9 protein-coding genes and 3 pseudogenes are annotated in these 12,148 nt (G+C 63.5%); 8 read left to right on the forward strand and 4 right to left on the reverse strand.

The window, feature by feature from the left end:
- Position 1: 1 nt before the first annotated feature.
- On the forward strand, positions 2-1,105 hold the full coding sequence (gene ribD / locus ACZ1HK_RS19255) for a bifunctional diaminohydroxyphosphoribosylaminopyrimidine deaminase/5-amino-6-(5-phosphoribosylamino)uracil reductase RibD (protein WP_472630051.1): 1,104 nt from the start codon (positions 2-4) through the stop codon (positions 1,103-1,105).
- Between the two features lie 60 nt (positions 1,106-1,165).
- On the opposite strand, the pseudogene ACZ1HK_RS19260 reads toward ribD, so the two are convergent.
- The 3 genes and pseudogenes from ACZ1HK_RS19260 to ACZ1HK_RS19270 form a co-directional block, all read right to left on the reverse strand.
- Positions 1,166-3,207: pseudogene (locus ACZ1HK_RS19260) on the reverse strand (capsular polysaccharide biosynthesis protein).
- Between the two features lie 4 nt (positions 3,208-3,211).
- A complete protein-coding gene (locus ACZ1HK_RS19265; RefSeq protein ID WP_472630052.1) occupies positions 3,212-4,369 on the reverse strand; it encodes a polysaccharide biosynthesis/export family protein in 1,158 nt (385 codons plus the stop codon).
- Between the two features lie 112 nt (positions 4,370-4,481).
- On the reverse strand, positions 4,482-5,771 hold the full coding sequence (locus ACZ1HK_RS19270) for a capsule biosynthesis protein (protein ID WP_472630053.1): 1,290 nt from the start codon (positions 5,769-5,771) through the stop codon (positions 4,482-4,484).
- A 167-nt stretch (positions 5,772-5,938) separates the two neighbouring features.
- Between ACZ1HK_RS19270 and ACZ1HK_RS19275 the strand changes: the two genes are divergently transcribed.
- From ACZ1HK_RS19275 to nusB, 6 genes and pseudogenes are all read left to right on the forward strand, one after another.
- Positions 5,939-6,526: a riboflavin synthase gene (locus tag ACZ1HK_RS19275; protein WP_472630054.1), complete on the forward strand. Its 588-nt coding sequence runs from the start codon at positions 5,939-5,941 to the stop codon at positions 6,524-6,526.
- 64 nt (positions 6,527-6,590) lie between these two features.
- Positions 6,591-6,815, forward strand: a complete 225-nt coding sequence (locus tag ACZ1HK_RS19280) for a hypothetical protein (RefSeq protein WP_472630055.1) — start codon at positions 6,591-6,593, stop codon at positions 6,813-6,815.
- Entirely contained in the window at positions 6,812-7,348 is a 537-nt protein-coding gene (locus ACZ1HK_RS19285) for a hypothetical protein (protein WP_472630056.1), read from the forward strand. Before ACZ1HK_RS19280 ends, ACZ1HK_RS19285 begins: the two co-directional genes overlap by 4 nt.
- Positions 7,349-7,440: 92 nt before the next feature.
- Positions 7,441-8,574, forward strand: a pseudogene (gene ribB, locus ACZ1HK_RS19290) (3,4-dihydroxy-2-butanone-4-phosphate synthase).
- The gene (locus tag ACZ1HK_RS19295) at positions 8,574-9,113 is read left to right on the forward strand and encodes a 6,7-dimethyl-8-ribityllumazine synthase (RefSeq protein WP_472630057.1); all 540 of its coding nucleotides are present in this window, start codon (positions 8,574-8,576) and stop codon (positions 9,111-9,113) included. The pseudogene ribB and the gene ACZ1HK_RS19295 overlap by 1 nt, the downstream one beginning before the upstream one ends.
- Positions 9,110-9,595 carry a transcription antitermination factor NusB gene (gene nusB / locus ACZ1HK_RS19300; RefSeq protein ID WP_472630058.1) on the forward strand — a complete coding sequence of 162 codons (486 nt, stop codon included), beginning with the start codon at positions 9,110-9,112 and terminating at the stop codon, positions 9,593-9,595. Before ACZ1HK_RS19295 ends, nusB begins: the two co-directional genes overlap by 4 nt.
- A gap of 911 nt (positions 9,596-10,506) precedes the next feature.
- On the opposite strand, the pseudogene ACZ1HK_RS19305 reads toward nusB, so the two are convergent.
- Positions 10,507-11,719: pseudogene (locus ACZ1HK_RS19305) on the reverse strand (hypothetical protein); the annotation flags it as partial.
- 181 nt (positions 11,720-11,900) lie between these two features.
- Here ACZ1HK_RS19305 and ACZ1HK_RS19310 point away from each other — a divergent pair.
- A complete protein-coding gene (locus ACZ1HK_RS19310; RefSeq protein WP_472630059.1) occupies positions 11,901-12,134 on the forward strand; it encodes a hypothetical protein in 234 nt (77 codons plus the stop codon).
- The last annotated feature ends 14 nt before the right edge of the window (positions 12,135-12,148 follow it).

A 12,148-nucleotide genomic window follows, 5' to 3' on the forward strand; every position in this document is an offset into this window, starting at 1 on the left:
CATGGATGACACGCGCTGGATGCGTCTGGCGCTGTCATTGGGCGCACGGGGATTGGGCCGGTCCTGGCCCAACCCTGCGGTGGGCTGCGTTTTGGTGCGCGAAGGCCGTGTGGTCGGGCGCGGATGGACAGCGCCGGGCGGGAGGCCGCATGCGGAAGTGGTGGCGCTGGCGCAGGCCGGGGCGGCCGCGCGCGGCGCTGTGGCTTACGTCACGCTGGAGCCGTGCAATCATCAAGGACAGACCGGACCCTGCGCGGAGGCGTTGATTGACGCGGGCGTGGCGCGCGTCGTGATTGCCGCCCGTGATCCCAACCCGATTGCGGAGGGCGGGGCCGCGCGGCTGCGCGCGGCGGGCGTCGATGTGGTTGAGGGCGTGCTGGAACGCGACGCGGTTGAGGCGCATCGCGGGTTCTTCAAGGTCCAGCGCGATCTGCGGCCGTTGGTGACGCTGAAACTGGCTACTTCGATTGACGGGTGGATTGCCACGGCCAGCGGTGAGAGCCAATGGATCACCGGGCCAGAGGCGCGGGCTTGGGTGCACGGCATGCGGATGCGGCATGACGCGGTGATGGTGGGCGCGGGCACCGCGCGCGCGGATGATCCGGCACTGACGGTGCGCGGGCTTGGTGTGCGGCATCAGCCGGTGCGCGTGGTACTGTCGCGGCGTTTGGATGTTCCTTTGGATGGACAACTCGCGCGCACCGCAGGCGAGGTTCCGGTGTGGATGGTGCATGGGCCGGATGCGCCGGGCGCGGTGCGGGAGGCATGGGCGAAGACGGGCGCGCGTTTGATCGAAGCGCGGACCGGTCCGGGTGGCCAGATTGATGTTCATTCCGCCATGACGGAACTGGCCAAGGCCGGCATCACGCGGGTCTTTTGCGAGGGCGGGGGAACGCTCGCCGCGGCGTTGCTGAGCGCGGATGTCGTCGACGATCTCGCCCTGTTCGGGGGCGGAGTGACGCTTGGTGCTGAAGGTGTGCCAGCGATTGGAGCGATGGGAATTGCGGTGCTGGATGAAGCGCCACGCTTTGAGCTCAAGAGTGTGTCGCAGGTTGGATCGGACAGTTTGGCCATGTGGCGCCGCCGAGCCGAGGACATCGGTTAAGAGACCACTTTCTGTGGATAACCTTGTACATAGCATAAATTCACGTTGAGTTTGTGATAGCTAGCGACGCCAGATCCAGCTTTGACCAGCGAACCAGCCTTGCAGTTTTGCCAATGTCCTGAGGCTTGGCTTTTGGGCCAACCCCTCACCTGACGCCAAGCGGTCCAGTGCAACTTCGACCGGGCAGGGCAGGCCTGTAACCGGATCCAAGTAGCGCGGATAGGTGATCAGGGCGGCGTGGACCAGCGCCGCCAGCGAGGGCCGTGCGACGCGCCGTTCCGGGACCTGACCAAGATCAGACGTCAGTCCCCAGCCCGCGTAGAACGGGGCGCCAAGCGTCGAGACCGGTATGTTGCGGATCAAGGCCTCGAACCCCATGGCGGACGTCATCGTAATGACCCGATCCGCAATGTTCAGAAGCGCCTCGGCCCCGGTATTGTCCGCCACAAGGTCGGCCAGGCCGTGTGCGCTTGCCGGCAAGAGGCCGGGGCGTAATCCGGCCTCCACATCCGGGTGGGGCTTGTAGATTAGAAAGGCCTGGGGGTGCAAACGACGCGCGGTGCGCAAAAGCTCTTCATTGGTGTTCACGTCGCCTGCGCCGAGACGGATGGAGGCGTCATCTTCGACCTGTCCGGGGACAAGGATGACCTGTGCACCGTCTGGCACGCTGGGCGCCTCGGCGCCGGCGAGGTTGTATTTGGTCACACCGGCCCGGCGCAGAGTTGCGATCAACCGTTCCGCGCGTTCAAGCCGGGGTGGCGGGAGCTTTGCTGCCGCCGAGATCGCGTGCTCAAGGGTGCTTTCCCGCGTTGGGTCATAGTAGATGCCCGCATCATCTTTCACCAAGGACAGAGGCGGGATGAGTTCGGCCCCCAAGCCGCGGGAGCGTAGAAAGCCGTCTTCAACCCGGTACAGCACACGATCCGCGGCGCGGCATTCATCCCGCAAATCCGCCGTTTCGCGACCGGCCCAGACAAGCACGCTGCGCCCATCTTGTGCGGCCTTGACGGGGTGATCTTCGAAATCGACCTTGCCGTGCTGGCCGAAGAACTGGCGCAAATGCCCCTTTTCCAACTGCGCATACCGGCGGCGATGTATCCAAAGCGATCCTGGTGCCAGGCCTGGACCTGCGCCTCCAACGCGCCGAGGACATCTTCGACCTCGCACAGGCGGTCACGGTAAGGGTCGTACCATGTGGGATAGAGGATCAGCGCGGCTGCAACGAGCTGGGCCCGGGTCAGGGTGCGTTGGCGACGGGCGGGGACGGGGCGGCGATCATCGGTCAGGCCCCAACCGGCGTAGAACGGGACGCCGAAGACAACGGGTTTGTGGCCCGCCAGAATAGCCTCAAACCCCGCGCCGGATGTCACGCAATAGACGGCACGCGCGCCTTCAAACATGCGCCAAAGGCTGACAGGGCGATCATCGAGCACCACGTTGGGCGGCAGCTTTGCGGGATCAAAATGCCCCGGGCGGTGGCCCTCGCGCGTTTCTGGGTGGGTCTTGATGATGATCTGCGCGTCGGGATGATCTTCGCGCGCCCATGTGAGCGCCTCTGCGAAACTGTCAGGCGTGGCTTGGCCCAGTTCGATGGAGGCATCGCCGCGTGTCTGGTCAATCAGCAGCACGTAGCCCGCTTTCTCGGGGGCGGGCAGGCTGAGGTCCGTGGCGCAATATTTGGACAGCTCGCCTGCGATCATGCGCGTGACCACATCGCGTGCGCGGTTCAAAAGGGCCGTGTCATCAAGGGGATGGGTGGCAAACAGGGTTTCAAGATCTGACGCGCGCCCGGCGTCAAAATACATGCCTTGCCGGTCAATAACCAAGCCCATCGGTGGCTCACCCGAGCGACCGGGAAACAGCGACCGCAGAAAGGCGTCTTCGACGCGCACAAGCGATGCACCGGTCGCCTCGGCCACGGCCTCGCCACGTGGGGCGTAGGGCGAATGGCCCCAGACAATTACATTGTCCTCGGCGGTGGGCTTGCCCAGTTTGAGGTCATAGCCCGCAAGCGTCAGGATGCGGCGCACGCGCTTGTTGGTCAGGAATCCTGCATTGTAGTGGAACGCCCGGCGCGAAATGGGTCGCTCAGGCGTATCCATTACGTCAGTTCGTGGTACCGTTCACGGCATCCGTCACACCGCCGACCGAGGTCAGCGTGCCTGTCAGCGCCGAGATGGCGTTGTTGAACTGGGTGATGGGCGCGGAGGTCACGTAGACCGTGTCGCCGTCGCGGATGACGAAATCACGCGCCTCGAACATGCCGGTGGGTGCCGTCAGGTCGAGCACGTAGATCATGCGCTGGGTGCCTGTCAGGTCGTCGCGGCCCAGAACAAGCTCTGCCAGTTCCTCAGGCTCATTTCGCAGAACGAATACGCCGGTTGGGTCCGCGAGCGACGGGTTCAGACCGCCGACAGAGGCAATCGCGTCGATGGCGGAAATGACCTGGGATTCGAACGGCACAATGGTCTGTGCGCCGGTTGCACCGAGTGCGGTGAATTGGCGGCTGTCTTCTTCCACAAGGATGCGGTCGTCACCGCGCAGGGCAATATCGACAGAAGGATCGCGAAAGATGTCTTCGTACCAGACGGTGCCGGTATGTCCGCCGCGCACAACGGTCACGCGCGCAATCTCGGTTGAGACAGTCGCGCCACCGGCGGCGGCCAGCATGCCTGACAGGCTTCGTGTCGGCTGCTCGATTGGGAAAATGCCGGTCTGCCCCACATCGCCCGTGACAACGACGGTGGACCCGTTGCCTGCTTCGCGCTGGACGATCACCTGCGGGTCGGGGGTTTGTTCGTCGAGGTTGCGGGTGATGACTTCGCGCAACTGCTCGGGCGTGTTGCCGGCGGCGCGGATGCGGCCTGCATAGGGGATGAAGATAAAGCCGGAATTGTCGACCTGAAGCGTGGTCAACTGGCTGGCATTCTGGCCTTCGCTGGCAAGCAGGCCGTCCGAGACATTCTCAAAGATGGTCAGTGTGATCTGGTCGCCGGGGCGGATCACATCTGTATTAGAGACGCCAGCATTGGTGAGCGAGGCCGGGAAGCCAAGCGCGGGGACAAGCGAGGTCGCGGCGGTCACGCGCTGGTTGACCTCAACGACGAACGCATCGCCTTCGCGCTGGACGGAGCCTGCGAAAATCTGGTTGCGGGTGGGTCCTGCGGACGGAAGAACGCGCGAAAGAACATCACATGCGCCGACTGCCACGACACAGGTGACAAGCGCGCCGATGCGCGCGATCCGGGAAGCCGAAAGGGTCACGGGGATGGCTCCTTTAGCCTGAAACTGCCTCAGTATCTTGTTATCGCACGTGCTTTTTGCCGCGCTTTGCAGAGACATTAGCGAAAAGGAGGAATCCGGGGAAGCCCCTTGATCACTTCACAAGTGACAAGTGTTGCCTTGGTGCCGGTCTGCCCGCATCCAACGCATCATAGGGGTCTTCAGGTGATAGCATCATGTCGACCACCTGGCGCAGCAATTGGCGGCGGCCCTTGGTGGAATAAAAGCTTCCAGAAATCTGCGAGGTTTCCAGCAGATAATGGCGATAATCGCGGTAGGCGCGGCTGTCGGGGCGGGTGGGGTTCTGGAAAAACGCGCCCATCGGCTGATCCGAGACGAACTCAGGCTTAAGGTAGACGGCCTGCCCGAACGCCTTGAGCGGAAGTCCGCGCCAGAGTGCCTGCTGGGCGGCGGTGGAATTCACCGTCACGGCAGAGCGCGCATCGTTGAGGAGCCGGGCCAGTTTGCCCCCGCGCACGTAGTGAACGCGGTCCGAGACACCATGCTGCGCGGCGATCCGGCGAATATCAGCGCGGATGGGCGTGCGACCATCTTCCAGCGGATGGGCTTTGAAGACGAGGTGGTGGTGGGACGGCGCGCCATCGGCGAAACCGGCGATGAGGACCTGGAGGAAATCGGCCATACTGTCGAAAGGGCCATGGTCGCGGAAGCTCGCGTCATGTGCCAGTTGCAGCAGGGCAAGGTGATAGGGAAAGCCGCCGGTCTTGATGCGGTATGTGGCCTGCACCCGGTCCATCCAGAGGAACGGCATAAGTGCCAGGCGGCGCAAATAGAGGCGGAATTCATCGCGGACGGTCAGTGCGCGGTGCGGGCGAAAATTGGCATAGGCGCGGTTCGCCAGCAGGACAAAGCCGTGATAGGCCGCGCCATAGAAGACGTGCTGACGCATGTCGCCCCATTTCGAGGGCGTGTCGGGCAGGTCCAGATCGAGGTTCTTGAGCGCCGTGCGCATCTGCTCAACCGAGGTGTTCATCAGGCGGGAATGGCCATTGGCCCCGCCGCGTTCATACGTCACCCAATAGGGGCGCAGATAACCTTCCTCGAACACATGGACGGTGATGCCGCGTGTTTTCGCGTGGGCTATAGCTTGGGCATGGATGGGCCGCGTGTCGCCGTAGAGGACCAGATCGGTGACGCCCTTTTCGTCCATCAGGGCAGCGGCGCGCGCATCCCAGCTTTCAGCGATGTCCTGGAAAGGGATGAAGGTCTGATCGTCGGGCCAAAACGCCTGATCGCCCCGATTGAAGCCAACCCGCCAGACAGAGGCCCCCGCTGCCGCCAACATCTGGGCAAGCTTGTGGAAGAAGGGCCCGTGGGGCCCCTGCAGGAACAGAAACGTCCGATGCGCGTGACTGGGCGCCATGGGGATACTCGATCTTCTCATCACCGGCAGATAGCCGTATTCCCTTAACAAGATCAAAAGGATTGGGCGGGGAAACGGCGCAACTTGGGCACTGATGTGACGTCACTTGCGCTGGACCACGCGCGCGTGCCGGGCGATAGAGGGCAGACGTGAAGGAGGAGCGCCCCATGTTCACCGGCATCATCACTGACCTTGGCACCGTCCGCGAGCTTGAAGATCGAGGCGATCTGCGTGCGCGGATTGGCACTGGCTACGACACGGCTTCCGTCGATCTGGGCGCATCGATTGCTTGCAACGGTGTCTGTCTGACGGTTGTGGCGATGGGCGCCGATTGGTTCGATGTCGATATCTCGGCTGAGAGCGTGTCGAAGACGAATATCGGCGATTGGGTTGAAGGCGGTCGCCTGAACCTGGAGCGCGCCTTGAAGGTGGGCGATGAGTTGGGCGGCCATCTGGTTTCCGGCCATGTGGATGGCGTGGCGCGGATCGTGCGGATGGAGGACGAGGGGGCCTCGACCCGGTTCACGTTTGAGGCGCCGGAGGCTTTGGCGAAGTTCATCGCGCCCAAGGGCTCGGTCGCGCTTGATGGCACATCGCTGACTGTGAACGAAGTCGATGGGACGACGTTTGGCGTGAATATCATTCCGCATACCAAGGCTGTGACCTCCTGGGGGACGGCGAAGGTCGGGGATCGGGTGAACCTGGAGATCGACACGCTGGCCCGATACGTCGCGCGCCTGCAAGAATGGCAATGAGGGCCGGAGGGAGACGCTTGTGCCTAGGCACGTCGCCCCTCCCGCCGTCCCGCAGGGCCGCGACATGAAGCCTGTTGTCACGCAATCGATCGAGGATTGGTCCGGGCAGCGCTGCGTGGATGTGCGCCGCCACCCTGATGGGCTGTTTTCGTGGGCAGAGTGCAGGCGGGACCCGGAAGACAGCCATGGCTGGCGATATCTTGGGCTTGGCGCGGAGGGTTTTGCATCCGAAGATGGGGCATTGGCCGATGCGCAGGCCAAGGTGGATTGGATGGAGGATGGGGCATGATCGGACATAATGGCGGGCCGTCGATGGACGCAGGCTTTGGCTTTCGGCGTGTGGCCTGGACCCGGGCGCGCACGGCCTTGTTGCCGAGCCTGCCGCTGGAAGTGGTGCGGTTGCGGGTGAAACGGGCGGAGCGACTGGGATTGCCCTACAAGACCTACGCCACGATCCGCGCGGTGTCGGGTCGGGATATCGTTGGGTTCCTCTTCTCCGACAACGCGTTGGGCATGGGGCGCGGCACGACTGTGCCGCAGGCCGCCCAGGCCAGATTGGGTGCGTTGGAGGGGGAAGCGGCCCGGTTGGCCGCTGTCCACCTGCCTAAAGATCCGGCGGAGGTCCTGGCGCAGGGCGGGTTCGATGCAGTCGGCCGCGCCCCGGTCTATCGGCACCCTGGCGCGCTGCGCGGGAGGCCTTGCGCGGGTTGGCGCGGGAGGCGGATGTGCCGCTTGACGGGCTTGTCGTTGTCGCCGCGACGGCGTTGGAGCGGGAATGGTCGGCCACGGCCGGTTTCGCCGGCACGATCCCGCATCATGTGATCCTGCCAGAGGCGGCGTGACGCAGCACCTCTCTGGCCATTCCGGGGGCGTTGGATTATCTGCCCCTTGATGACGCGCGAGAGGATGCATCCATGAGCCAAGCCTTTGAAGAGCCGGGCCCCGTTGAACGGGATTGGTCCGACGCGATTTCCTCGGTTGATGAGATCCTTGAGGATGCCGCGAACGGAAAGATGTTCATCCTCGTGGACCACGAGGATCGCGAGAATGAGGGCGATCTGGTGATCCCGGCGCAATGGGCGACGCCGGATGTGATCAACTTCATGGCGACCCATGGCCGTGGCCTGATCTGCCTGTCGATGACAAGCGACCGGATCGACCAGCTGGGCCTCGGCCTGATGAGCACCAACAACTCCTCGCGCCATGAGACGGCGTTTACGACTTCGATCGAGGCGCGCGAGGGGGTGACCACGGGCATTTCCGCCGCGGACCGCGCGCGGACGGTGCAGGTGGCGATTGATGCCTCGAAGGGCGCCGCTGACATCGCGACGCCCGGCCACGTCTTTCCGCTGCGCGCCAAGGACGGCGGTGTGCTGGTGCGAGCCGGGCCATACGGAAGCGGCTGTGGATATCAGTCGCCTTGCGGGGCTGACCCCGGCGGGCGTGATCTGTGAGATCATGAACGAGGATGGCTCCATGGCGCGGCTGCCGGATTTGGTGGCCTTTGCGCAGCGCCACGGGTTGAAGATCGGCACCATCAGCGACCTGATTGCGTACCGCCGCCGCCACGACAACCTTGTGAAGGTGCGCCAGGAAGAGGTGATCACCTCGGAATTCGGCGGCGACTGGACGATGCGGATCTACACCGACGAGACGCAAGGCGCGGAGCATATCGTGCTGATGAAAGGCGATATTTCGGGCGATGATCCGGTTCTGGTGCGGATGCACGCGATGGATCCGTTGCTTGACGTGATTGGCACAGGGCCCAAGGGCAGGGCGCAGGAGTTTCACGATGCAATGCGCCTGATCGCCGAGGAAGGGCGCGGCGTGCTGGTGCTGCTGCGGGATCTGACGATGAAGCTTGTGGTGGACGATGAAGTTTCACCGCAGACGCTGCGGCAATACGGGCTTGGGCGCGCAGATCCTGAGCTCGCTCGGCCTGAGCGATATGATCCTGCTGACCAATTCGCCGAAACCGAAGGTCGTGGGTCTTGGATGCTTATGGCCTGTCGATTGTTGGCACACGCAAAATCTCGGAGCTTGGCTGATGGCGGGACATTCTGACAACGATCTTGGATTGCCGGAGTTTGACCGCCCGGTGAAGGTCGCGATTGTGATTGCGCCTTATTACACCGCGATATCGCAGGCGCAGATTGCGGCGGCGACGGCTGTGCTGGAGCGCGCGGGCGTGGCCCATGAGGTGATCGAGGTGCCCGGCTCGCTTGAGGTGCCGACGGCGATTGCCATCGCGCACCGGATGAGCAATTTCGATGGCTTCGTGGCGCTTGGCTGCGTGATCCGTGGTGCGACCTCGCATTACGATGTGGTGGTCAACGAAAGCTCCCGCGCGCTGACCATGTTGGGCCTGCAGGGCGTGTGCATCGGCAACGGGATCATCACCGTGGAGAACCGCGAACAGGCCGAGGAGCGGGCCGATGCTGCACGCCTGAACACCGCGGGTGGTGCGGCGGAAGCAGCGCTGCACCTTGTCGCGCTGACCCGCAAATACGGCCAGCCGAAGGGCAATCTGGGCTTCAAGCCGCGTGGCACAATCGAGATTGCAGATGATGGATCGGCCAAGGCATGAGCGACGACAAACCCAAAGGCCCAAGTCGGGAAGAGAAAAGGCAGATGCGGTCTGCTGCGCGGCTTTATGCGGTGCAGGCGCTGTTCCAGATGGAGCATTCGGATCAGAGCTTGGATGCCGTGCGGGGTGAGTTCGAGACGCACCGCTTTGGCGCAACCTATGATGGCGAGGAAATGGCCGAAGGCGATGTGGACCTGTTCCGCAAGACGCTGGAGGATGCCGTTGAACGGCAGGCCAAGATCGACCAAATGACCGATCGCGCGTTGGTGGCCAAGTGGCCCATCAACCGCATTGACCCCACCCTGCGCGCCCTGTTTCGCGCCGCAGGGGCAGAATTGGTGGAGGGCAAAGCCCCGCCGAAAGTTGTGATCACCGAGTTCGTCGACGTGGCGCGTGCCTTCTTTCCGGAGGGTAAGGAGGCGAAGTTCGTCAACGCCGTGCTCGACCATATGGCGCGTGAGGCAAAGCCCGAGGCGTTCTAACGGCAGTCACTCGCTTTCGGCGTCGTCTTCACTGGGGTCAAAAACCATCCGGTACTCCGCCAACTCTTCAGGCAGGAGCACGTAGATCGCCTCTGGCGGCGTGCTGAGAGCGTGCTGCATGACGCGCACGTCGACCCCCATGGCATCCAGATGCGCCATCACATCGGCTTGGCCGCGCTGGATGTCTTCCACGGCCAGAAAGGCCGGCAGGGCGGTGCTTTCGCCGAAATAGTGCTGGTGCACGCCAACCATCGCGCTGTCTGGAACTGTGCGTGCGACCCCTCCGGCGAGGATATAGGGGCAGGCCGAGAGGCAGATATCGCCATCTTCCATGACCGTGTTCAATTCCGCCTCACGAAGTGCGGCGCCGATAATCAGTGCATCTGTGACCGACCCGCCAGGGGAATGCAGGCGGATTGCGTTCACGTCATCCGCGCCAGCCAGCCATTCGGTGAACCGTTCCGCATCACCGGGCGCGATGTCGCCTGTGACCAAAGCCGTCTCACCCTCCGCCGTGAACCGAAGACGGCTTGGCATATCGCCGGGATCGGGGATGGGGGTTTGCCGGTCGGGGCTGAGCCTTTCGCGGCCAGGCAGATCGCCCGGGCGAAAGCGGCGCACCTGATCGCCGGGCGCAACAGGCGCGTCCAGCGCAGGCGCACGCGGGCCTGTCAAAAGCTGAGGGATAGCGCCGATCAGATCTGAGCCCGCCAGGACAACCGCCATGCCAACCTGAAAGCCCAGAATGGCGAGGATAGCGCGCCGCACCGTGAAGCCGCGAGGTGCGTTTGGCGTATCAGTCATTGGAGCGCGCGGGCGGATTGGGAAGGGGCTCACATTTTCGGCCTGTGCCTCGCGCGGGCGGACAGGTGCACCTGCTTGTTCGACCTGGACCTGGTCGGCGCGGTCTAGTGCCTCCATCTCGCGCATGGCGTGCAGCGCCGCACGCAGTTCGGCCAATGTCAGGGTGTCTTCCGCGGGCAGGTCGCCTCGCCCGGCGCGGATGGCACCTTGTGTGACCATCAGGATCAGGACCAGCACTGCTGGCAACAGGTCGATGGCAATCGCGCCCGCCCAGGAGGGCACGAAATTGCGGGCGTACAGGATCACGGCATCGGCGCTGGAGATCGGCGTGTAGGTCACTTCTGGGGGTGCAGGACGCGCGAGAACCTGTTCAGCGGCCTCTTCAAGGGATTCCGCACGCAACGCGAGAACTTGCAGAACGCTTGAGATGGTTGAGGCCTGCGCGTTCTGGCCGGCCGCGCCAGAGGCGTCGAGTTCCGGCAGAACGACGGAGGCCGACAGATCCTCTGCCGCGCGGTCCACCAAAGGGGCGACGGACAATTGCCGCAAGGTCGTGACCAGCCCGGCCAAACGCACCGCATCTTCGGAGAACGCAACTGAGCGCGCCTCAACCGCGCCGGGCTCCACAATCAGCGCGCGCATGCGCGACAGGATGATATTGCCTTCATCGAAGGCGCTTTCGATCAACTCCGATTGTGCCGCAATTTGCGCCTCCAACGCGGCCAATTCCTCGGCCTTTTGGCGCAGAACGCGGAAGACCGCGCCGCGACCGGCCAGGCCCGACAGGTCGCCTGCCGCTTCCTGCTCGGACAAATCCTGAAACGATTGACGTACGCGCGCCACGTCACGTTGCAGCGCTTGTGCGCTGACAGCTGTGTCATGGGCCTGTTCGAGCGCTTCCTGATAATCTTGAACCGTGCGCGCAAGGTGCTGTTCCACAGCCGCAGCCCCCGCAAGCGCTGCCGCGTTCAGCCAGGACGACATTGCGATGATCGCAAACGACCCTAGCACCATCGCACCCATCAGCTTCAGCTTTGCCGCCGCCGTGCGCATCGCGGGCAAAAGGCGCATCAGGTAGGACCAGAAGACGAAGATGCCGACCGAGACCGCAATCGAGTAAGCCGCTGCTGCGAAGAACGACAGGGCGCCGGTGTCATCGAGAAGCGACGATACTCCAAGGTAGGTGTAGATCCCCGACGCGGTAGCAAGCACCGCCAAGGCCGCGCCAGAGAAGCTGTCCAGCCAGCTGAGATGCCCTTGCAACTCGCGCGCATGGGCCAGCCCGTGAGGGTTCGTGTTGGTGCGATGGGAATCGGGCATGGAAAGGCTTTCTGAAGCTGGGATCCGTTCAATATAACCGGATAGGCCGCACACCCAAGCTGCGTGCACAAAAGGACCTCATCCTCTGCACAAATTTGCGCGAGCATGCCGATGGGGCCATCTGGCCTCGACGCGTCTGGTGCAGCGCGCTACCTTTTCGAGCGTCACGGAAGGTGTTCCCATGCCCAAACATATCGCTTTCTTGCTGCGCCACGCGGTGATTGGATCGCTGGTCGCGGCCGTGTTCGTCGCTTTGCTTTTGTGGATGAATGTCGCCAACCTTTGGCATCTGGTCACGCATACCCGTGAGGGGCCTCTGGCGGTCGCCGTGTTTTGGGTTCTTTGCGCGATCACGTTCGGCTCGGTTCAGATGGGCATCCGCATCATGATGCTATCCGAGCGGTCGGAGGATTAGGTGACGGGGACCAC

Source organism: Gymnodinialimonas sp. JB5-7 (genome assembly GCF_055693405.1).

Excerpts from the sequence above, each read along its gene's own strand:
- ribD (WP_472630051.1), top strand. The coding sequence starts at position 2 with ATGGATGACACGCGCTGGATGCGTCTGGCGCTGTCATTGGGCGCACGG.
- ACZ1HK_RS19270 (WP_472630053.1), bottom strand. The coding sequence starts at position 5,771 with ATGGCGCCCAGTCACGCGCATCGGACGTTTCTGTTCCTGCAGGGGCCC.
- ACZ1HK_RS19275 (WP_472630054.1), top strand. The coding sequence starts at position 5,939 with ATGTTCACCGGCATCATCACTGACCTTGGCACCGTCCGCGAGCTTGAA.
- ACZ1HK_RS19280 (WP_472630055.1), top strand. The coding sequence starts at position 6,591 with ATGAAGCCTGTTGTCACGCAATCGATCGAGGATTGGTCCGGGCAGCGC.
- ACZ1HK_RS19285 (WP_472630056.1), top strand. The coding sequence starts at position 6,812 with ATGATCGGACATAATGGCGGGCCGTCGATGGACGCAGGCTTTGGCTTT.
- ACZ1HK_RS19295 (WP_472630057.1), top strand. The coding sequence starts at position 8,574 with ATGGCGGGACATTCTGACAACGATCTTGGATTGCCGGAGTTTGACCGC.
- nusB (WP_472630058.1), top strand. The coding sequence starts at position 9,110 with ATGAGCGACGACAAACCCAAAGGCCCAAGTCGGGAAGAGAAAAGGCAG.
- ACZ1HK_RS19310 (WP_472630059.1), top strand. The coding sequence starts at position 11,901 with ATGCCCAAACATATCGCTTTCTTGCTGCGCCACGCGGTGATTGGATCG.